The following is a 21366-nucleotide window of genomic DNA, read 5'->3' on the forward strand; positions in this document are numbered from 1 at the left end:
ATGCCCAAAAGAACCGTCGTACGCCTCAATGCAGGCAGCCAGCGCTTCAACTACCGCATCGCCGGGCTCGGCTTTCGTGATGGGCACGTACTTGTCCATCGCGCTGTTCACGAACCTTTCTGGACCTTTCCCGGCGGCCGTGCCGAGATCGGCGAAACCTCTGAGGAAACGCTGAAACGGGAGATGATGGAGGAGATCGGGGTCGAGGTGACCGTCGGCCGCCTGCTCTGGACCGTCGAGAATTTCTTCCATTACGAAGGGCGCGACTGGCACGAACTCGGCTTCTACTATCTCATGGAAATCCCCCAGGAATTTCCGTTCCGCACGCATGAGATCATTCATCGGGTGGAGGATGGCGACAACCATCTGGAGTTCAAATGGGTGTCCGCAACATTCCAGGCCCTGACCGCGCTCGATATTCCGCCCTATTTCATCGCTGCTGAGATCGAAAACCTGCCCGCCTCGCCCCGTCATCTGGTGTGGCGCGACGGCGATCTCGATGACAAGAACTAAGCAATTCCAGCAAGAGTGCGCAGCGGTTTGCGTCCGGAACTGCGTGAAACAAAGGGATAGAGCATTTCCGTGTTTCGGAGAAAACCGGAAATGCTCCAAGAGAGGAGACGCAATGGCGAGTTTCGACCCCTGCCGCATGTTCCGAAAGCTCGCCTACAACAATGCCCTGGCGAATAATCGGCTTCTTTCCGCCTGTGCAAACCTCAAGCCCGGTGAATTTGAGGCCACGCGCGCAAGCTTTTTCCCGTCGATCAAGTCGACTCTGAACCACATAATCACAGTCGACTGGTTCTATATCGATGGCCTCGAAGGCGGCACGTTCGGCCTTCGTGCCTTCGACATCGAGGAACCCTTTGACAACCTGTCATCACTTGCCTCGGAGCAGGCCAAGGTCGACCAGCGCCTTGTTGCCGTCTGCGAAGCGCTGACGCTGGAGAAGCTTGCCTCTACTATTGACCTGCAGCGCGACGGCCGCATCCAGCGGGAGCGCATGGAGGACGTGCTGAACCACCTCTTCCAGCATCAGACGCACCATCGCGGGCAGGTTCATGCCATGCTGTCCGGCAGCAGCGTCGCGCCGCCGCAGCTCGACGAATTCATCGTCAACGACGATGCGAGGTTCCGGAACGGCGAGATCACCGCACTCGGCTGGAGCGAAGAGATGCTGATGCGCTGAGCAACTCCAGCAAAGGCGCGCAGCGGTCTCGCGGTCGGAATTGCGTAAAACACAGAGATAGAGCATTTCCGTAGTTCAAAGAAAAACAGAAATGCTCATCCCTTGAGACGCGCTTTCAGGCCATTGATGATCGTCTTGGTCAGAAGACCGTAATTCTCATCGAAGTGATGGTCGCCCGGCAGTTCGATCACCTCGCCGCCGACATCCTTGACGGCAGGGCACGCTACATCATCGTCATCATCCTTGCCGTAGATGCACTGGACGAGTTTCGGATCGGTACCCTTGAGGTCCTTGATAGGATCGCCGCTCGCCCCGTCGGTCTTCTGACCCAGCCAGCCCATGACGGAGATCACGTAGTCGACCTGGTGCGACAGCGACAGAAGCGAAATCTGCGCCACCGTCTCCTTCTCGGCCGGCTTCAGACGCTGATAGGTGGCAGGCAGGATATCGGCGCCGAAGGAATAGCCGATCAGCAGAACATGCTTCACCTTCCACTGCTTGCGGTAGAAGTCGATGATACGGGAGAGGTCGTCGGCCGTTTCCTGCGGCTCTCTCTCCGTCCAGAAATAGCGCAGCGAGTCGATGCCGACGACGGGAATGCCCTCCTTCTGCAACATGCCGCCCACTTCCTTGTCGATATCACGCCAGCCGCCGTCGCCGGAATAGATGACGGCCATCGTATCGAGGTTCGGCTTGGCATCGAGGATCGCGAGCGGCAGGCCAAGCGGATTGTCGAAGGCACCCGAGGCCGTTACCAGATCATCGAGCGTATCGGCAAACGTGGTCTGCGCATCGTCGGAAGAATCGCGGATTTCGATCGCATCATGTACTTTCTTCAGATCCTCGACATGGGCACGACCATCCTTGTCGGCCGCAGGCGTGAAGGTGGCGATAACAGGGTCCGGCAGGGCGCCATCGCTAAGCCCGTAGATGCTACGGTCCCCCACCACCCGCTTGGTCGCCGGCGTGCAGAGCTCCTTGGTCAGCGGAATACCTGCGCGCGGATCGACGGCGAATGTCTGACCGATCGTCGCATCGGGCGTCTGCGCGGCAATGGCCAGCGCCAGAGCGCCGCCCTCGCCGATTCCGGCGATGATGGGCAGGTGATATGGGCTGTTGCCTGCGGCGCGCTGCACCTGCTGGCTCAGAGATTCAATATCGGAAACCGTATAGATGCAGCCATCGTTCAAGCTGACGTCGTAGCGATTGAGCGCTTCCATATAGGACGGAAAGTCGACGCCGATGACGACGGTACCCTCCGAAACCAGGCGGTCGGCCTCGGTCTTTTCATTGTCTCCCCAGCCGGCGGCATCGGAGATCAGGAAGACGGCGCCCTTCACTTCGCCCTGCGGCAGGAAAATGTGCGGTGAAGGGATAAGGCCTGTCTCGAAACTATCAGTGGTTTCTTCCGCAGCATAGGACGGCGCAGCCGCGAGCATGCTGACGCATGCAGCGGCAAAGAGTATGTTTTTCATCATTTTCTCACTACCCCTTTCAATCCGCCTCCGATCAGAAATGTCGCATCCATCAATGCGATCATCGGATTGCCCCCTCCTGAAACCGCAAGATAGCGCGGTTGCCAGTGCGGATGAAACTTGGATTTGAAGGCACGAAGCCCCTTGAAGTTGTAGAAGCGCTCGCCGTGTTCGAAGACGGTCCCGCCGATACGATCCCAGACGGGCGCCACCTCGCGTTTCGACATGCCGGAGAGAGGCGCCATGCCGAGGTTGAAATGCGTAAAACCCTGGGCGCGCAGATATTCCATGATCTGCACGAACAGGAAGTCCATTGACCCCTTCGGCGCGTCAGGCGAGAAACGCATCAGATCGATCGTCCCCTCCTCTTTCGCCGTGGTGACGAGGATATTGGCAAAGGCGACGATCCGGCCGTCCTTCTTGAGAACGCCGACCGGCTGCGACATCACATAATCCGGATCGAAGGCGCCGAGCGAAAAGCCCTTCTCCTTGGCATTGTGATGCTCGAGCCAGCCATTGGAGACGGCCGAGAGATCGCCGATGATTGCAGGAATATCGGCGGGTTCGACAACGGCGAATTCCAGTCCGTCGCGTTGGGCGCGGCTTGCCGTCTGGCGCAGGTTCGCCCATTTGCCGCCCTTCATCTCGAAGGTGCGCAGATCGGCCACCGCCAACTCACCGAGCTTGAAGGCGCGCAGGCCAGCATCCGCGCAGTGCGAGAGCAGCGCCGGCGAGATCTGGTAGAAGACTGCACGGCAGCCGGCGGCACGCGCCGCTTCCACGAAGCGCCAGACCAACTCCTGCACGGCATGATGGTCGCCGATCGGGTCGAACAGCGCGATCCACGAACGGCCCTGCCGGCCATACATGATGAAGGCGTCGCCCTTTTCCGAAAACATGATGGACTTGTCGCCCATGCGCACCAGATTGGCGTCCGCACTATCCTGCTTCGCGACGATCTCGACAGCGCGGCGGACCGATTCTTCGTCCGCTGGCTCCGGCTTGAAGGTCGCCGGCCTCAGCAGGCTGAAGATGGCGATCGCCGAGGAAATGATGGTGATGCCGAGCACAGCGCGCAGACCGCGCGGCGCTTCCGCCGCAAATTCGAACTGCCACCAGAGTTCGTTGCTGTACTCCACGTCACGATAGACGAAGAGCAGGATGACGACCGCGCCGACGATGATGACCGCAATCGCCATCAGCCAGGATGCCGTCATCGCCTGGTTGAGAAGCGAGGCATGACGAGTAAAGAGCCGGCGACTGACGAACAGCCCGAAGACCAGGAAGGCAAGGAAGGCCGCCTCGACAAGGGCGATCGCCTTCAGCAGCGACAGCGTGAGGGCAGCAACGGCCGAGAATACCGCCACCCACCAGGCGCCGTCGAGCCGCTGGCCCAGGCCTCGCGCGGCAACCACCAGCGCAAGACCAAGCAGACTGGAGAGGAAGTGCGCGCCTTCCACCATCGGCAGAGGCAGATAGTTGGAGAGGAATTCGAGGTTCTGGTCGGGCGTCGGCGTCACGCTCGAAAAGATCAGCATGACGCCCAGGAGCAGCGCCAGCGCAGAAAGAAGCTGCGGCATCAGCCGCCCGCCGATGCGCCGCACGCTGGAAGCGGCCGGATGATCCACGAAGCGGCGTAGCTCGGTGGCCGAGACCGCAAGGATGGCGATTAAGAGCGGCAGCACATGATAGATAAGGCGGTAGAGCACCAGCGAGCCAAGTACAGCATCGATATTCACCGCGCTGCCAAGTGAGGCGATGATGACCGTCTCGAAGACGCCGAGCCCTGCCGGAACATGGCTCAGCACGCCAAGCCCGACGGCGATCGCATAAACCGCCAGAAACACCGGCCAGCCGATCGCCGTCTGCGGCAGGAGCACGTAAAGCACTGTGGCGGAGGCTGCGATATCGAAGGCGGTGACCAGGAACTGGCGCGACCAGGTACGAGAATCCGGCAGGCGGATGGCGATCGACCCGATCTCGATCACCCGGCCGTCGCGACCGAGCACCATGAGAGAGCCGAGGATCGCCAGGATCACCGCTGCCATGATGCGAAGCCAAAGGCTGCCGACGCTGATCAGCGGCGCAATTTCATCGGCGATGATAAGCAATGCAATCGCCGCCACGGCAGCAAGACCGAGGCCGAAGGATAGTGTCACGAAGGCAATGATGCGGCCGATATCCTCAGGCGAAAGTCCAAGCCGCGTATAGGCGCGGTAACGGATCGCTCCACCCGAAAGCGCACCGAAACCAGCGGTATTGCCCACCGCATAGGCACTGAAGGCCGTAAGCGCGACATGCGGAAAAGGCAGCCGCTTGCCGATATATTCGATGGCGTTGAGATCGTAGAAGACGAGCGCCAGAAAGCTCAGTGCCGTGAATAACAAGGCGAGCAGGATGGAACTCAGCCGAGTTTCCGCCAGCGCCTCCACAACATCGTCGTAGCGCACTTCGTCCGTCAGTTGCATGATCGCGTAACCGACGAGACAGAAGATGAGAAGCGTGGCGAAAGCCGTTAACGGCGTCCGGTAGCGTCGAAAGAGCGCACGCAGCGAAAAGCCTTCTTCCGTCTCTGAAATCTCTTCCAAATTGCCGTGACCCGACATCTCGTACCTGCTGCAACTGCCATTCTGGCGGGAATCTCTTTCGAAAGACGTAACATACGCGGCATGCAAGCTCTATGAAGCCGTGCCGCGGCTACCCACACCCGCGCTTGCCGCCTCCTTCATCCCCAATTGGGGCAAATTTGCGCAGCACACAGGCCCGAATGCATTGCATTTTCGTAAGCTTCTCGTCGCCCCCGATGCATATCCGAAAAGATCAGGCCGCCGGCTCGTCGCGCGTGCGTGAGTGCGCCGCATAGCGAGCGGCGGCGGCATCCGCATCGAGTTCCCGCTCGCCGGAAACCTGCACTGTTGGCACGGCGAACTGGATGCCGTTTTCCTTGAAGGCATTGCGGATCATCGCCAGTGCGTTGCGGCGGATGACGAACTGCTCGCCGGGCTTGGTCATCATCGACAAGCGGATTTCGATGGCGAACTCGCCGAACTGCTCGACACCCTTCATCTTCAGCGTCTCGATGATGTTGGGACCCCATTCCGGGTTCTCGAGAAGTTGCTGGCCAATCTGCTTGATGATCTTCTTCGTCTTCACGAGATCGGTGTCGTAGGTCACGTTCAGGCTGATCTTGTCGATCGTCCAGTCGCGGTTGAGATTCTTGACTGCCCCAAGTTCGCCGAAAGGCACCGTCGTCAGTGGCCCGCGGTGATGACGAAGCTTCACGGACCGCAGGCTGAAGGCTTCGACGACACCCTTGTGACTGCCGCTTTCGATATATTCGCCCACACGAAAAGCATCGTCCCACAGATAAAACATGCCACTGATGACATCCTTGACGATCGTCTGTGCACCGAAGCCGACCGCGACGCCGACAACACCGGCGCCGGCAATCAGCGGCCCGATCTCGATGCCGAGGCCCGACAGCACCATCAAGGCGCCGATCACGACGATGACAACCGCGATGATGTTTCGAAAAATCGGCAGCAGTGTCTGCAACCGGGCGCGCTTGACCTTCTCCTCGTCGCTGACCGCGCCATTGATCGGCGCATCGACAAGCTTGCCGTCGATATAGGCCTTGACGAGATGCCAGAGCAAGTCTGCTGCAAGCAGGATGACGATGCCACCGATGATGCCCCGCGCCACCCGGTTAATCATCGTCTCGTTCGACATCATCATCGCGGTGGTTTCGACGCCGAGCATTCGCCCGAGCCAGACCGCTGCGAGGGCGATAATGACCGCCCGCACACCGCGGTCGAGCAGTACGGTCGCGATGCGTCGCTGGGCGAGGAAGCCTGCCTCGGCCTGGTGGAACGACTTGACCGCGAGCGTCGACACCGAAAGCACCTTCGGCAACAGCAGGAGATAGATGCAGACCCAGAGGAGCCAGTCAAAACCGAGCACCCAGATGCCCCAGAGCAGCAGGAAGTAAAGAATCAGCAGCCAGGTTGCGGCGTGACTGCGCCGTGTTTCATTGCCCGGCCGCGAGCAGACCGCCTCCGTCGCGATCAGGAAGAGCCCGATGCCAAGCACATAGCCGACCAGATAACGTGAGCCGATCGAATAGCCGAGCGGCTCCATCGACTGCAGGACGGCCCAGCCGAAGATGAAATAGATGACGAAAAGCACGCAACGCCGAAACCAGAATTGCGCAACGGCGTGATCGACCGCAACCGTCGGCCCTTCCCCACGCGGCAAGGTGACAAGATCGACGATGACCCCGCCGAAGGAAATGGCAAAGCGCTGCACGACCACCGCTATGGCAATGGCGATTGCGATATTCTGGCTGACCGGCGGCCAGTTGAAGCTCACCAGCACCAGCCCAGTCGCCAAGCCGAAGACAATGGCGGGGATGACACGCGCGGCAAGCCTTGCGCCCGTCATCTGCGCCGCCCGTTCCCGCCTTTCGCGCACGGCGGTCCTCACGAGCATTTCGACGATGAAGCCGGTGATCAGGATGGCGAGAAATTGCGCGGCCATGCGCAAGGGGCCGGCCGCGCTCAATTCGCCGACGAAGAGCGATGAAGCACGGGCAACTTCGGACGGCAGCGTCATCGCGGCGCCGGAAACCATGGCGATATGCCGGCGGGCCCGCTGGAGGCGGCCCGACAACACCGACATCTCCTCGTCATTGCCATCAGAAACCGCAGGCGCCGCCATCTGCGTGGCCATCCATTGCTTGACCTCCGGCGTCTGCATCAGTTCCATCATCTGCCGCACCTGGGCAGGCGGCGGCGCAACATCAGGAGAGGCTGCCGGGGTCGTCTGTGCGTAAACGGCACTGAAAAGAGAAAGCAGCATCATGATGCTGCAGATGCCGATCGCTGAAATTCGCCGCATGCCCGCCTCCGGTTTCGTACGTCAGGCATTTATGCAAGCGCCGCAGCGGAAAAGCCAGACGAACAAACGGTCTAGCTGATCATGGTCAAAAGAAAGCCGCCGGCCTCGCGGCCGGCGGCTCATCACAGCAGAACAATATGTTTCGCCTATTTGTGCGGCTTCTCGGCATGGCCGCCGAAGCCGGCGCGCATGGCCGAAAGCACCTTGTTGGCGAATTCATCCTGGTCGCGCGAGGAGAAACGGCCATGGAGTGCGGCACTCAGCACCGGCGTCGGCACGCTTTCGTCGATAGCGGCCATGATCGTCCAGCGCCCTTCGCCGGAATCCGAAACACGACCCGCATATTGGGTAAGGACGGGATCCTTGTGCAGCGCATCGGCCGTCAGGTCGAGCAGCCAGGAGGTGATGACGCTGCCGCGGCGCCAGACTTCGGAAATTTCCGGCAGGTTGAAATCGTACTGATAGAATTCCGGGTGGGAGAGCGGCGCCGTCTCGGCATCCGCCTCATGCGTCAGGGCGCCGACATTGGCGTGCTTCAAAATGTTGAGGCCTTCGGCATAGGCGGCCATGAGGCCATATTCGATGCCGTTATGTACCATCTTGACGAAATGGCCGGCACCATGCGGGCCGCAATGCAGGAATCCCTGCTCGGCGGTGCTGAGAGCCGCAGCTTCAGCCGTGCGGTTCGGCGAGGCTTCCGTGGTGCCATCGCCCGGCGCCAACGTCGCGAAGATCGGTGAAAGATGCTGCACGATGCCCTTTTCGCCGCCAATCATCAGGCAGTAGCCGCGCTCGAGGCCGAAGACGCCACCGCTGGTGCCGACGTCGACATAGTGAATGCCCTTGGTGATGAGCTCCGCCCCGCGGCGGATATCGTCGTGATAGTAGGAATTGCCGCCGTCGATCAGGATATCGCCGTCATGCAGCAGCGGAAGAAGCGTTGCAATCACCTTGTCGGTGATGGCCGCCGGCAGCATCAGCCACACCGCACGCGGGCGCGCGAGCTTCGAGACGAATTCTTCGAGCGAGGCGCTGCCCTCGGCACCGAGGCCGACAAGCTCGGTTACGCTTTCGGGCTTGGCGTCATAAACCACGCACTCGTGGCCGCCCCGCATCAAGCGCTGGACCATGTAATTGCCCATACGGCCCAAACCTACCATGCCAAGCTGCATCTGAAATCTCCTGGGATTTAAATCGATATGATTCCGGAAATTAGCACCCGCATCGTGACAGGCAAGCGAAGTCTCTGTCACAAAGGCGAATGCGTCTGTTGCATCTTGCGCAGGGCTCTACCTCTCGCGCCTCCTACCTTGCCGTCTTTGAAGAGCAATTCCAACCCTTCAAAAGCAGATAGCCGCCTCATCGGCGGCTATCTATGTCCATCGAGCGGTCTCTTGGATGCCGTCAGCCGCGGCCAGTCTCTCGCACCAGATGCACGATGCCAGCCGGATTAAGGATCCAGCCACCGCGGAGGCTGGAGGGCAACGGCTCGATGGGATCGCAGCGCGGAACACCGGCCTTCTCCAGATGCTCCGCGGCGCTGTCGAAGTCAGGCGTCATGAATTCCAGCCAGAGCTCGGCCTGGCTCATGGTCGGCACCTTGTCGATCCAGAGCCGGATCGGCCCGAGTTCGAAGGAGACATCCTCCCCTTCGATTTCCTTCAGCTGCACAACGTCGCGGTAAAAGGAAATAGTGGCCTCATACTGATGCGCCGGAACCTTCATCGCAACGTCGACGCCGCCATAGATCAAATCGCTCATGGCACTTCCTCTCAACCTTCCTGCGCTTTGGCCTGCTCGCCGCGCATCTCGCTGAGGAACATGCCGTCGCGCAGGTTGATGCCGTATTCGACAAAGGCCTTCATGCAGCAGAACATCTGCGTCCAGCCCTCCAGGTTCTGGTAGGTTCCGCGCCGCCCCGGCTCATCCTCGCGCCAGCCGTCTTCGGCGATAGTCACCATGGTGCCACCATCATCAAGCGGTTTGAAATTCATCTCCACAAGCGTCTTATAAGGCTTCTTCTCCTCGTCCGTGGCGCCATCCCAGCGCAGCACGATCTTGCTGTCGGGCACGAGCTCGACCACCTCGACCGGCACATCCTTCCACCAGGTAACCGTCGTGCCCTGCACAAGCGGCGCGCTCGCTCCGCCGACCGTTGTGAAATAGCCCGACAGGCTCTTCGGATTGACGACCGCATCGAAGACATCAGCCACCGGGCGGCCGATACGGCCCGAGACGCGAATATTGAGGGACATGTGACTTCCTCCTCTTCCCCGTTGTATCTCGCCCAATTATGTTATAAAAACATAACATGTCAAGCGAATCGGATGACGACCCCATTTTCAAGGCGTTGGCGCACCGCCGCCGCCGCGACATTCTCGACCTTCTGAAGGATGCACCCCGCACAACCGGTGCGCTTTGCGAAGCCTTTCCCGAGATGGACCGCTGCACCGTCATGCAGCATTTGAAGGTGCTCGAAGAAGCTGATCTGGTCATAGCCAGGAAGGAAGGCCGGGAGCGCTGGAACCACCTGAACAGCCTGCCGATCAAGCAGATCCATGACCGTTGGATCAGCGCCTATGCCGGGCATGCGCTCTCCATCCTGGACCGGCTGAAAAGCGAACTCGACACTCCCTCGCTTTAGTGAGCTTTGCTGCCCTGGGGTACTGCCTATCACCGTCGGATATGTTCTTTGGGTGCGCACCTTCCTTGCCGACGGCAGCGATGTACGGCTGGTCACAACGCTCGGCTGAGCCTGCAGAATTTCTGCATCCTGCTGCATAAATTATAGGTTGTCCTGCCGAAGCTGATGGCAAGGATTGGAGGAGCCCGCTCGCCCGCATTGTCGGGTCCAAGGGCTATCACGACCAGATCTTTGAGGATGGTCCTTACCCGCTCCAAGGCCGCTGATCCGGTACGGCAAAACGGGCGCCGAAGCGCCCGTTTCCTTAAGCGGTCTTGTCCCAGACCGGCGCCAATCCATCCGGATTGACAATTCGGCCATTGGCCCGTGCCAGCGCCTGGATCTCCGCCATCTCATCCGCCGTCAGCGCGAAATCGAAGATCGCCGCATTTTCGTTCGCCCGCTCTTCCGAGACAGTCTTGGACAGCGCAATGACATCCTGCTGCACGATCCAGCGCAGCACGATCTGGGCGACCGACTTGCCGTGACTGGCCGCAATCTCCTGCAGCACCGGATCTTTCAGCACCTTGCCGTCGGCCATGGCATAGTAGGCGGTGACAGACATATCGAGCTGGCTCGCAGCGCGGAGCACCGGCGTCTGGTCGAGATAAGGATGATATTCGACCTGATTCGTGACGATGGGCAGGCTGCTGAGCTTGACGGCCTCTCGCATCAGGCCGGTGTTGAAGTTCGACACGCCGATGTGGCGCACCTTGCCTGCCTTTGCGACTTCGTTCAGCGCATCGATCTGCTCGGCAAGCGGCACGACTTCGTTCGGCCAATGGAGAAGCAGCAGATCGACATAGTCGGTCCTGAGCTTCTTCAGGCTCTCGTCCACCGAGGCAATGAAGGCAGCGTGCTTGTAGTTCTCGACCCAGACCTTGGTGGTCAGGAAGAGATCACCGCGTGCGACGCCGGAACGGCGGATACCGTCTCCAACCTCGGCCTCATTGCCATAGATTTGCGCTGTGTCGATGTGGCGATAACCAGTGGCAAGCACATGCGAGACCATGCGTTCTGCATCAGGACCTGGCACGCGGAACGTGCCGAAGCCGAGGGTGGGGATGGAGGCGCCATTGGCGCTGACGATTTTCATGCTGTTTCCTTTCAATACGCAGAGATCAGGCGGCGCTGCCGGCAACAGCCGCAGCAGGCGTGGAGCGGCGGTCGAGTGCGCCGCTCCTGATGGTGAGACCAAGGGCGACAGCAACAAGCGCTGCCGCAACGAAAGGCGTTGCACCCAGCCCGAAGCGGGACTCGACGACCAGACCGCCGATCCAGGCGCCCAAGGCGATGCCGAGATTGAAGGCGGCGATGTTGAGCGCCGAGGCGACATCGACTGCATTCGGCCGGAGCTCACGTGCGAGCTGCACGACATAGAGCTGCAGGCCCGGCACATTGGCGAAGGACAGGAAGCCGAGGATCGCGAGCGTCGGGATCGTCAGCCAGGGTGAAATCGCGGTGAAGCCGAAGAGCACCAGCACCAGCGTCTGGGCGATGAACAGAACAGTCAGCGCCTTGACGGGATCACGGTTGGAAATGCGCCCGCCGACGACATTGCCGATGGCAATCGCCACGCCATAGAGCATCAGGATCAAGGCAACGGCCGAGGAGGCAAAGCCAGTGATCTGCTCGAGGATCGGCGCGAGGAAGGTGAAGGCAACGAACGTGCCGCCATAGCCGAGCGCGGTCATTGCATAGACGAGCAGCAAGCGACCGGTGGCAAGCACGCGGATCTGTTCGCCGATGCTGGCCGGCGGAGCCTTCTTGAGGTTCGATGGCAGCAGCAAGGCGATGCCGGCAAAGGCAACGACACCGAGACCGGCGACGACACCGAAGGTGGTACGCCAGCCGAAGGTCTGGCCGATGAAGGTGCCGAGCGGAACGCCGGTCACGATGGCGACCGTCAAGCCCATGAACATCATGGCGATAGCCGATGCCCGGCGGTTTTCCGGCACCAGATCGGCAGCGATCGTGGAACCGACGGAGAAGAAGACGCCGTGTGCGAAAGCCGAGACGACACGGGCAATCAAGAGCACTTCGTAGCCTGGGCTGAGCGTGGCAATGATGTGGCCGATAACAAAAAGCGCCATCAGCCCGAGCAGGAGCGGCTTACGCTCGATCCGCCCGGTCAACGCTGTCAGGATCGGCGCACCGAAGGTGACGCCCAGCGCGTAAACGCTGACGATGAGGCCGGCGAGCGGCAGGGTGATGTGGAGATCGTTGGCGACCGTCGGCAGCAGGCCGACGATGACGAATTCCGTCGTGCCGATCGCGTAGGCGGCGATCGTCAACGCAAAGAGAGCAAGTGGCATGAGAGTAACCCGATGGTTTGATTCTTGTTCGGGCCGGAATATGGGCGTGGCGCACCTGCTCGATAACAGCCTATAATGGCTCAACAGTTGTGAATTGAATTCAAGATAGGGTGTCATGGACAACCGCATCGGCGAGATGGATGTCTTCGTGCAGGTCGCCGAACTTCAGAGTTTCTCGGCAGCTGGCCGCAAACTCAGGCTTTCGCCCTCCGCCGTCAGCAAGCTCGTAACGCGGCTGGAAGAGCGTCTCGCTACGCGTCTTCTGGTGCGCACCACCCGCGCTTTGCAGCTCACGCCGGAAGGCGAAATCTATCTCGAACGCTCCCGCCGTATTCTCTCAGACATCGAGGAGACGGAACGTGCCGTTGCCGCCGGCGGGGCGGCAGTGCCGCGGGGACGTCTGCGCGTCAGCACTTCCGTCGCCTTCGGCGTTCGCTATATCGTGCCGCTGGTTCCGGATTTCTTGAATCTCTATCCGGAGGTGGATCTCGATCTCGCACTTAACGACGGCATCATCGATATTGTCGGCGAGCGCGCCGATATTGCCATCCGCTCAGGCGCCTTGCGCGACTCTTCCCTGAAGGCGCGCAAGCTGCTCGAAAGCCGCCGCATTATCGTTGCGTCACCAGACTATTTGAAAAGGGAGGGAATCCCGGAGACTCCTGACGATCTCGAACGTCACAATTGCCTGACCTTCAGCTTCCTTGCGGGTGCGGCGGAATGGCCGTTCCGCGATCCCCAAAGCCGCGATCGTTTCGCAAGACCCATTTTCGGCAACTTTGAAACCAACAATGGACCGACAGCACGCAGTCTTTGCCTCGCCGGCCTTGGTCTTGCACGCGTCGGCCAATTCCATGTGCAGCCAGATATCGACGCCGGAACTTTGTTACCTGTGCTTGAAGCCTATAATCCGGAGGATATCGAGCTCATCCACGCCGTCTATCCCGGTCACGAGCACTTGGCGGCGCGCATCCGCGCCTTCATCGATTTCCTGGTCAGCAATATCCGCTAGGCTGGATATCAAGCCTGTCATAGGCCCGTCACGGCGAAAAGATAGCGAGCCTCATGCCAATAGAAATTCATCCGCCAAGACAGAGCTGGAGCGACGACTTCCTGGGCCTGAAACAGGCCCTCCTGCGCGTAGCGCCAGCCGACGTTGTGATCCACCACATCGGTTCCACCGCCGTGCCTGATCTCGCTGCCAAGGATATCATTGACGTTCAGCTCAGCGTCGTCTCCCTCGATCAGATCAACGACACAGCTTTCGAGCGGGAAGGCTTCATCCGCCGCGCAGGCGTGACCGACCATTGCCCGCCGGGCCTCGATCTGGCGGAGGGCGAGTTGCAAAAGCTGCTCTTCAAGAGCACCGGCCGTGCTGCAAATGTGCATATCCGCGGAAGAGGCCGCTTCAATCAACGCTATCCGCTTCTCTGCCGGGATTTTTTGCGCGCCCATCCGACGGCCACCGCGGCCTACGGGCTGATCAAACAACGCCTCGCCGGCTATTTCCCCGATGACGTCAATGCCTATTACGACATCAAGGATCCGGTATTCGATATTATCATGGAGGGCGCCTACGACTGGGCGAAGCTCACCGGCTGGACGGAGCCGCCGGGCGACTAGAGAGCTTATCGGGAGATATCCCGCAACGGGGAAGAACCCGGCCGAAAGAGAGAAGCGCGATCCACACAACCGGTGGAAACTTTCGATCCTGGGCGCCTACGAAAGTAGGTGGGCGCCGTGTATCCAGACCCACGAGCCTGGACAGGGACAGCTCCCTAAGGATCGGGTATGGCCCCGAGGATTCATTGTTCCTGTCGAGAAGCACAGACCGCGTAAGAGAATATAGGGGCATTTGCAGCACCGCACCAGTGGGTCAGCACTGCTCTCCCAAATTAATTAAGCTCGGCGGGCGTGCGGCCGTTCAGCTTGTCGGCAATGCCCTGAATACGGCTAGTGACCTCCGAAAGCGCAACTGCAATGCCTTCTTCCGTGCGAGCGGTGGCGGCAAGGACCGTGTCCCGGTTGCTATGGAGCGTCTCCAGCTCCGATTCCAGCCCGGCAACACGTCGCGTCAGCTCCGAGATCTCGTCCATGACCATGATCCCGGCCATGACGGTGATCCGGAGATCGCCGATCTCGCCGAACTGCCCCTTGAGATGGCCGACATAACGGTCGAAACGCACCGCGAGGTCAGTCAGGTGATCTTCCTGGCCTTCTTCGCAGGCCATGCGATAGGCCTTGCCGTCGATCGTTACCGTTACCTGCGCCATGTCATCAAGTCCTCTTAGCGGTCAAGAACCGCGCGGATCGTTTCCATCGCCGTCACCAGACGCCGCGAAACCTCGCGATTGACCTCTTCCAGCCGGTTCGCGCGGAATTCGGCCTGATCGAGCTCCTGGGCAAGGCGCGAGCGGTCGGCATGCACGCGGCGGACCTCGCCTTCGATCTCGCCCTGCTCACGCTGGCGCTCGATGCGCATGTCGACGGCATTCTCTAGGCCCGAGATTGCCTGTTTCAGCTCCGTAAGCGCAGCTTCGATGATGTTGCCATTAGGCGTCATGTCTTTTCCGGTTCCCCGCACAAGACCCGCGAATCGGCCTCTGCCGCCGACCCTGTATTTTCAAGAGGATATGCAGCTAGCCCGGAGCACGTCAATAAAGCCTCCCCGCTGCACCCCGCCCTATTCTGTGGATGAGCGATTTACACAAGCCTGTCACACAAGATTCGTCTTTTGTAAAACTTGACGGTCAAATGTCAAAAATCGTCGCACCCGGCCTCCAAACGGCTTCCATTTTGTTGACTTGGCCGTTCCAACTGGTATGTCTCGACCGCTCTCATTGATGGTCTTGGCAGGCTCGAGGCCATCCTCAAACCCGGAACTAGCGGAAAAGCCATGACCTCACGCGAACAAAACGACCGGATGGCGAATGCGATCCGTTTCCTCTCCATGGATGCTGTCGAAAAGGCGAATTCCGGCCACCCGGGCATGCCGATGGGCATGGCGGATGTGGCAACGGTCCTCTTTACCAAATATCTCCGCTTCGATCCCCAGAAGCCGCACTGGCCGAACCGCGACCGCTTTGTTCTCTCTGCCGGTCATGGCTCGATGCTGCTCTACTCGCTTCTCTATTTGACCGGCTATCCGGACATGTCGGTCGAGGACCTGAAGCAGTTCCGTCAGCTCGGCTCCAAGACCGCCGGCCATCCGGAATACGGCCATGCCACCGGCATCGAAACGACCACCGGCCCGCTTGGCCAGGGTATTGCCAATGCCGTCGGCATGGCGATTGCCGAGCGCAAGCTGCGCGAGGAATTCGGCTCCGATCTGCAGGACCACTACACCTACGTCATCAATGGCGACGGCTGCCTGATGGAAGGCATCAGCCATGAGGCGATCGCGCTTGCCGGCCACCTGAAGCTCAACAAGCTGGTCCTCTTCTGGGACAACAACTCGATCACCATCGACGGCGCCGTATCGCTGTCGGACTCGACCGACCAGGTCGCCCGTTTCAAGGCCGTTCACTGGAACACGATCGAGATCGACGGCCACGACCAGGCCGCCATCGCAGACGCGATCGAAGCCGCCCACAAGTCCGACCGCCCGACCTTCATCGCCTGCAAGACCGTCATCGGCTTCGGCGCTCCGAACAAGCAGGGTACCCACAAGGTGCACGGCAACCCACTCGGCGCCGACGAAATCGCCGCCACCCGCAAGGCGCTGAACTGGGAATACGAGCCTTTCGTCATCCCTTCCGACATCCTCGACGCATGGCGCGCTGCCGGCACCCGCTCCGACAATATCGTCAAGGCCTGGGAAGAGACCCTTTCCAAGTCACCGGCCAAGGCCGAGTTCAGCCGCCGTTTCGCTGGCGATCTGCCTGATGGTTTCGACAAGGTCATAGACGACTACAAGAAGAAGCTCGCAGAGACCAAGCCGACGATCGCCTCCCGCAAGGCATCTGAAGACGCGCTTGAAGTCATCAACGGCTTCGTGCCGGAAACGCTTGGCGGCTCCGCCGACCTGACTCCGTCGAACAATACCAAGACCAGCCAGATGCATTCGATCACGCCGACGGATTTTGCCGGACGCTACATGCACTGGGGCATCCGCGAGCACGGCATGGCCTCTGCCATGAACGGTATCGCGCTGCACGGCGGTCTTATCCCCTATGGCGGCGGCTTCATGATCTTCTCGGATTATTGCCGCCCGCCGATCCGCCTTGCCTCTCTCATGGGCATTCGTGTCATCCACGTGCTCACGCATGACTCGATCGGCGTCGGCGAAGACGGTCCGACCCATCAGCCGGTCGAGCAGATCGCTGGTTTGCGCGCCGTTCCGAACCTGCGGGTCTTCCGCCCGGCAGACGCCGTCGAAACGGCCGAATGCTGGCAGATCGCCATGAAGAGCAAGGACCATCCGTCTGCGCTGGCACTCACCCGCCAGAACCTGACGACCGTCCGCACCGAGTATAATGAGAAGAACCTCTGCGAACTCGGCGCTTACACGCTATCAGGCAATGCCGACGCCAAGGTCACGATCTTCGCGTCCGGCTCGGAAGTGGAACTGGCCGTGGCTGCCCGCGCAACGCTGGAAGGCAAGGGTATCAGCACCCGCGTCGTTTCCGTTCCCTGCACCGAACTCTTCTTCGATCAGCCGGATGCCTACCGCAAGGAAATCCTCGGCAACTCACCGGTCAAGATCGCCGTCGAAGCCGCCGTTCGCGAAGGCTGGGATGCTTTCATTGGTCCGGAAGGCTCGTTTGTCGGCATGAAGGGCTTCGGCGCATCCGGTCCGGCAAAGAAGGTCTTCGAACATTTCGGTATCACGGCTGACGCCGTCGTCGCCGCGGCAGAAGCCAAGCTTTAACGGGCTGATTTCAACGGAAGTGCCTTCGGGCACTTCCTCACCTACTATCTGTAAGCCCCACCTCTAGGGAGTGAATGCACATGACAGTCAAGGTTGCCATCAACGGTTTCGGACGTATCGGCCGCAACGTTCTTCGCGCCATCGTTGAATCCGGCCGCACCGACATCGAAGTCGTCGCCATCAACGACCTCGGCCCGGTAGAGACCAACGCCCACCTGCTCCGTTACGACTCCATCCATGGCCGTTTCCCAGCGACCGTGAAGGTCGAAGGCGACACGATCACCGTCGGCAACGGCAAGCCGATCAAGGTCACCGCCATCAAGGATCCGGCTACCCTTCCCCATGGGGAATTGGGTGTCGACATCGCGATGGAATGCACCGGCATCTTCACCGCCCGCGACAAGGCAGCCGCTCACCTGACGGCAGGCGCCAAGCGCGTCATCGTTTCGGCTCCTGCCGACGGCGCTGACCTGACGGTCGTCTTCGGCGTCAATCATGACCAGCTCACCAAGGAGCATCTGGTCATCTCCAACGCCTCCTGCACCACGAACTGCTTGGTACCGGTCGTCAAGATTCTCGACGACGCCGTTGGCATCGACCATGGCTTCATGACGACCATCCACTCCTACACCGGCGACCAGCCGACGCTCGACACGATGCACAAGGACCTGTATCGCGCCCGCGCCGCTGCCCTCTCGATGATCCCGACCTCGACGGGCGCCGCAAAGGCCGTTGGCCTTGTGCTGCCGCACCTCAAGGGCAAGCTCGACGGCACCTCGATCCGCGTTCCGACCCCGAACGTCTCGGTCATCGACTTCAAGTTCGTTGCCAAGAAGGCCACCTCTGTCGGCGAAATCAACGAAGCGATCAAGGCCGCTGCAAACGGCAAGCTGAAGGGCATCCTCGGCTACACCGACGAGCCGCTCGTCTCCCGCGACTTCAACCACGACAGCCACTCGTCGATCTTCGCAACCGATCAGACAAAGGTCATGGAAGGCAATTTCGTGCGCGTCCTGTCCTGGTACGACAACGAGTGGGGCTTCTCCAGCCGTATGTCCGACACGGCCGTAGCCTTCGCCAAGCTCATCTAAGCTTCCGGCAGAGAGATCAGGAAACGGCTCGGGAAACCGGGCCGTTTTCGTTTCTGCGATAAACAGAAGATCGGAGCGGCTGGGATCGAAGTACCCGACCCTGCATGCAACAACGGAAGGATAGAAAAGCATGGCGCATCTCACTATTCGCAAGGCGACGGCTGATGACGCACAGGAACTCAGCGGACTTCTCAATGAGATCATCGAAGCCGGCGGCACGACTGCCCTGGAGGCTCCCCTTTCCCCCGACCAGTTGGCCGACTGGTTCATTACCGGCGAATTCGCCCTCACATGTCATGTAGCGCAAGCAGGATCCGGGCTCGTCGGCTTTCAGTTCCTTAGCCTCTATGAAAACCGGCCGGAGGGATGGGCCGACATCGGGACCTTCGCTCGCCGAAGTCCGAAGATACCGGGCGTCGGCACCGCGCTTTTTTCAGCAACAGTTTCTGTGGCGAAAGAACGCAATATCGACTTCATCAACGCAACCATTCGCGCCGATAACGGCGGCGGGCTAGCCTATTACGAAAAGATGGGATTCCGCACTTATAACGTAATGGAAAAAGTGCCTCTCGACGACGGTACCCCCGTGGACAGAATTCAGAAACAATATCTGGTGAAGAAGGAACGAAGCGGCCTCTGACAGCCTCATCAACAAAAAGTGCAGTGCCCCGCCTATCTGCCCTGCTCTCGCCTGATTTGCCTATACATTCTTTTTACAGACTTTCTCCCGTAACATTCTCCACTGGCCCTCATTTCAAGGGCCGTCCAGCAGCATGATGCAGCAATGCAGCCGAGGTTAAGCCGCAAGGCCTACCCTTCTGCCGCATTTTGCCGTTTACTAACGGATCGTGCTGGACGCGGAGGGTTGAAGAATAGGCCGGGGCGGCTTCGGGATGGCGTGATGAAGCGAAAGGGGTAGGCATGGAAGCGTTTTACATCGTGGTGCTGGTCGCAACGGCGCTCGTGCTTCTTGCAGCCTTTTCGAGCCTGCTGGCCTTCCGCTTCGGCGCCCCCTTGCTTCTGCTCTTCCTGATGATCGGCCTTGCTGCAGGCGTTGACGGTGTCGGCATCGAATTCAGCAACAACTATCTCGCTTATGTTCTGGGCTCGATCGCACTCGCCATCATCCTTTTCGATTCCGGTTTCGGCACGCCGATGCAGGCCTTCCGCATCGCCGCAATCCCGTCACTGACGCTCGCATCGGTCGGCGTGCTTCTGACCGCAGCGCTCTTCGCCTTTGCGGCCCGCTGGCTGCTGCATTTCAGCTGGCTCGAAGGTATGTTGCTCGGCTCCATCGTCGCATCCACCGATGCCGCAGCCGTCTTCTTCCTGCTGCGCATCGGCGGCATCAACATCCGCGACAAGGTGCGTTCCACGCTGGAAGTCGAATCCGGCACCAACGACCCTATGGCGATTTTCCTGACCATCGCCCTGGTCGAGGTTCTCGCGAGCGGCGAACGTTACGCCGGCATCAATATCGGCATGCTCGCCATGTTCATCCAGCAGATGGGCCTCGGCGTTATCCTCGGCCTGCTTGGTGGCATGATGATCGTGCTGATCGCCGGCCGACTGGAAACCGATCGCGGCCTGACGCCGATCTTCGTGCTGGCGCTCGCCCTGCTCGTCTTTTCCTTCACCGGCGCGGTGGGTGGCAGCGGCTTCCTTGCGGTCTATGTCGCCGGCATCTACGCCGGAAACCGCAAGATGCAGGCGATCGGCACCATCAGGCGCTTCCAGGACGGCATGACCTGGCTTGCCCAGATCATCATGTTCCTTGTCCTCGGCCTACTCGCAACACCTTCGCAATTTCCTGTTATCATCGTCCCGGCGATCCTGCTCGCGCTCTTCCTGATCTTCGTCGCCCGGCCGCTCGCCGTCTGGCTGTCGCTGCTGCCTTTCGATTATACACAGCAGGAAATCGGCTTCGTCGCCTGGGTCGGCCTGCGCGGCGCCGTCTCCATCCTGCTCGCCATCATGCCAATCCTCGGCGGGCTGGAGCACAGCCAAATCTATTTCAACACCGCCTTCATCATCGTGCTGGTCTCGCTGCTCGTACAGGGCTGGACGATCAAACCCGTCGCCAAGCGCCTCGGCCTCATCATCCCTCCACGCATCGGCGCGGTCGACAAGGTGGAGGTAGACCTGCCGGGTGCCGCCAATCACGAACTGCTTTCCTATCGCGTCGTCAAGGACAGTCCGGTTCTGCGCGGCGAGCGCATTCCGCGCTGGGCAGCACCCTCGCTGGTGATCCGCGACGGCAAGTCGATGCGTTATCAGTATGCCGGCCGCCTCAGGGAAAACGATCTCGTCTATCTCTTCATCGCGCCCAGCTATTCACGCCTGCTCGACCGCCTCTTCGCCAGCCGCGCTCCCGTTGATGACGATGATGCGGAATTCTTCGGCGCCTTCGCACTGTCCCCGGCCCGCCCCGCAGCCGATCTCGATGCCGCCTATGGCCCGGGCCTTCTCAATGAATCCGAAAAGGGGCTGACAATCGCCGAACTGATGAAACAGCGCCTCGGCGGCAAGGCGGACTACGCCGATCGTGTCCGTCTCGGCTCGCTCATCCTCATCGTCCGCGACCTCGACGATCAGGATCACATCACCTCTGTCGGCATGTCGCTGGAGGCTGTCGAGCCGGCCACCACGCTGCCGATCTTCATCAATCTGCGCGATATTATCCAGCGCATTCGCGACCGCATGAAAGGCCGCCAGAAACGTGAGGCAGCCACGGCGGAAGGTGCTGCAGGACGTGACGAAAACCCGCGCTGAAACGGCGGCCGACTGCCTTGCGTCTCCTCCGATCCTTGCTATGGTCGGCGCAACTTTCGCCAACCACGAATGGAT

Annotated in this window: 19 protein-coding genes, 1 other RNA gene and 1 pseudogene; 10 read left to right on the forward strand and 11 right to left on the reverse strand. The window is 60.3% G+C overall.

Features of this window, described 5'->3' with window-relative positions:
* Together AC1DNW_RS00430 and AC1DNW_RS00435 are read left to right on the forward strand one after the other, a co-directional pair.
* Window positions 1-513, forward strand: coding sequence for an NUDIX hydrolase (locus tag AC1DNW_RS00430; RefSeq protein WP_113295455.1), 513 nt, complete (start codon window positions 1-3; stop codon window positions 511-513).
* A 112-nt stretch (window positions 514-625) separates the two neighbouring features.
* The gene (locus AC1DNW_RS00435) at window positions 626-1189 is read left to right on the forward strand and encodes a DinB family protein (RefSeq protein ID WP_113310256.1); all 564 of its coding nucleotides are present in this window, start codon (window positions 626-628) and stop codon (window positions 1187-1189) included.
* Between the two features lie 95 nt (window positions 1190-1284).
* On the opposite strand, the gene AC1DNW_RS00440 is transcribed toward AC1DNW_RS00435, so the two are convergent.
* From AC1DNW_RS00440 to AC1DNW_RS00465, 6 genes are all read right to left on the reverse strand, one after another.
* Window positions 1285-2667: a virulence factor family protein gene (locus AC1DNW_RS00440; RefSeq protein WP_113295372.1), complete on the reverse strand. Its 1383-nt coding sequence runs from the start codon at window positions 2665-2667 to the stop codon at window positions 1285-1287.
* Window positions 2664-5270, reverse strand: coding sequence for a bifunctional lysylphosphatidylglycerol flippase/synthetase MprF (gene mprF / locus AC1DNW_RS00445; protein ID WP_113310257.1), 2607 nt, complete (start codon window positions 5268-5270; stop codon window positions 2664-2666). Before mprF ends, AC1DNW_RS00440 begins: the two co-directional genes overlap by 4 nt.
* A 214-nt stretch (window positions 5271-5484) precedes the next feature.
* Window positions 5485-7560 carry a mechanosensitive ion channel family protein gene (locus AC1DNW_RS00450; RefSeq protein WP_113310258.1) on the reverse strand — a complete coding sequence of 692 codons (2076 nt, stop codon included), beginning with the start codon at window positions 7558-7560 and terminating at the stop codon, window positions 5485-5487.
* Between the two features lie 146 nt (window positions 7561-7706).
* Window positions 7707-8732 (reverse strand): phosphogluconate dehydrogenase (NAD(+)-dependent, decarboxylating), encoded by a 1026-nt coding sequence (gene gnd, locus AC1DNW_RS00455; protein ID WP_113295369.1) that lies wholly within the window; start codon window positions 8730-8732, stop codon window positions 7707-7709.
* Between the two features lie 232 nt (window positions 8733-8964).
* Window positions 8965-9321 (reverse strand): VOC family protein, encoded by a 357-nt coding sequence (locus tag AC1DNW_RS00460; RefSeq protein ID WP_113310259.1) that lies wholly within the window; start codon window positions 9319-9321, stop codon window positions 8965-8967.
* 11 nt (window positions 9322-9332) lie between these two features.
* On the reverse strand, window positions 9333-9815 hold the full coding sequence (locus AC1DNW_RS00465) for an SRPBCC domain-containing protein (protein ID WP_113310260.1): 483 nt from the start codon (window positions 9813-9815) through the stop codon (window positions 9333-9335).
* Window positions 9816-9871: 56 nt separating this feature from the next.
* Here AC1DNW_RS00465 and AC1DNW_RS00470 point away from each other — a divergent pair, with 56 nt between their 5' ends.
* Together AC1DNW_RS00470 and AC1DNW_RS00475 are read left to right on the forward strand one after the other, a co-directional pair.
* On the forward strand, window positions 9872-10204 hold the full coding sequence (locus AC1DNW_RS00470) for a metalloregulator ArsR/SmtB family transcription factor (RefSeq protein WP_113310261.1): 333 nt from the start codon (window positions 9872-9874) through the stop codon (window positions 10202-10204).
* Window positions 10205-10368: 164 nt separating this feature from the next.
* Window positions 10369-10470 (forward strand): annotated as a pseudogene (locus AC1DNW_RS00475) (NAD-dependent epimerase/dehydratase family protein); the annotation flags it as partial.
* Window positions 10471-10508: 38 nt separating this feature from the next.
* Here AC1DNW_RS00475 and AC1DNW_RS00480 read toward each other — a convergent pair.
* Together AC1DNW_RS00480 and AC1DNW_RS00485 are read right to left on the reverse strand one after the other, a co-directional pair.
* The gene (locus tag AC1DNW_RS00480) at window positions 10509-11339 is read right to left on the reverse strand and encodes an aldo/keto reductase (RefSeq protein WP_113310262.1); all 831 of its coding nucleotides are present in this window, start codon (window positions 11337-11339) and stop codon (window positions 10509-10511) included.
* 25 nt (window positions 11340-11364) lie between these two features.
* Entirely contained in the window at window positions 11365-12558 is a 1194-nt protein-coding gene (locus AC1DNW_RS00485; protein WP_113310263.1) for an MFS transporter, read from the reverse strand.
* Window positions 12559-12673: 115 nt separating this feature from the next.
* Between AC1DNW_RS00485 and AC1DNW_RS00490 the strand changes: the two genes are divergently transcribed.
* Together AC1DNW_RS00490 and AC1DNW_RS00495 are read left to right on the forward strand one after the other, a co-directional pair.
* Window positions 12674-13570, forward strand: a complete 897-nt coding sequence (locus AC1DNW_RS00490; protein WP_113310264.1) for a LysR family transcriptional regulator — start codon at window positions 12674-12676, stop codon at window positions 13568-13570.
* Between the two features lie 53 nt (window positions 13571-13623).
* Window positions 13624-14181 (forward strand): GrpB family protein, encoded by a 558-nt coding sequence (locus AC1DNW_RS00495; protein ID WP_113310265.1) that lies wholly within the window; start codon window positions 13624-13626, stop codon window positions 14179-14181.
* A 54-nt stretch (window positions 14182-14235) separates the two neighbouring features.
* On the opposite strand, the gene ssrS is transcribed toward AC1DNW_RS00495, so the two are convergent.
* The 3 genes from ssrS to AC1DNW_RS00510 all read right to left on the reverse strand — a co-directional run bounded on the left by ssrS (window position 14236) and on the right by AC1DNW_RS00510 (window position 15121).
* Window positions 14236-14394, reverse strand: a non-coding RNA gene (gene ssrS / locus AC1DNW_RS00500) — 6S RNA.
* 59 nt (window positions 14395-14453) lie between these two features.
* Window positions 14454-14831 carry a cell division protein ZapA gene (locus AC1DNW_RS00505; protein WP_113295361.1) on the reverse strand — a complete coding sequence of 126 codons (378 nt, stop codon included), beginning with the start codon at window positions 14829-14831 and terminating at the stop codon, window positions 14454-14456.
* Between the two features lie 14 nt (window positions 14832-14845).
* The gene (locus AC1DNW_RS00510; protein WP_112545050.1) at window positions 14846-15121 is read right to left on the reverse strand and encodes a DUF4164 domain-containing protein; all 276 of its coding nucleotides are present in this window, start codon (window positions 15119-15121) and stop codon (window positions 14846-14848) included.
* A 333-nt stretch (window positions 15122-15454) separates the two neighbouring features.
* Between AC1DNW_RS00510 and tkt the strand changes: the two genes are divergently transcribed.
* From tkt to AC1DNW_RS00530, 4 genes are all read left to right on the forward strand, one after another.
* Window positions 15455-17428, forward strand: a complete 1974-nt coding sequence (tkt, locus tag AC1DNW_RS00515) for a transketolase (RefSeq protein ID WP_113310266.1) — start codon at window positions 15455-15457, stop codon at window positions 17426-17428.
* 80 nt (window positions 17429-17508) lie between these two features.
* Window positions 17509-18519 carry a type I glyceraldehyde-3-phosphate dehydrogenase gene (gene gap, locus AC1DNW_RS00520; protein ID WP_113295359.1) on the forward strand — a complete coding sequence of 337 codons (1011 nt, stop codon included), beginning with the start codon at window positions 17509-17511 and terminating at the stop codon, window positions 18517-18519.
* Window positions 18520-18649: 130 nt separating this feature from the next.
* Complete coding sequence (locus AC1DNW_RS00525; RefSeq protein ID WP_477851740.1) at window positions 18650-19159, forward strand: N-acetyltransferase family protein; 510 nt, start codon at window positions 18650-18652, stop codon at window positions 19157-19159.
* Between the two features lie 281 nt (window positions 19160-19440).
* Window positions 19441-21291 carry a potassium/proton antiporter gene (locus tag AC1DNW_RS00530; protein ID WP_113310268.1) on the forward strand — a complete coding sequence of 617 codons (1851 nt, stop codon included), beginning with the start codon at window positions 19441-19443 and terminating at the stop codon, window positions 21289-21291.
* Window positions 21292-21366 lie beyond the last annotated feature (75 nt).

The organism is Rhizobium sp. 05L429 (genome assembly GCF_056397645.1).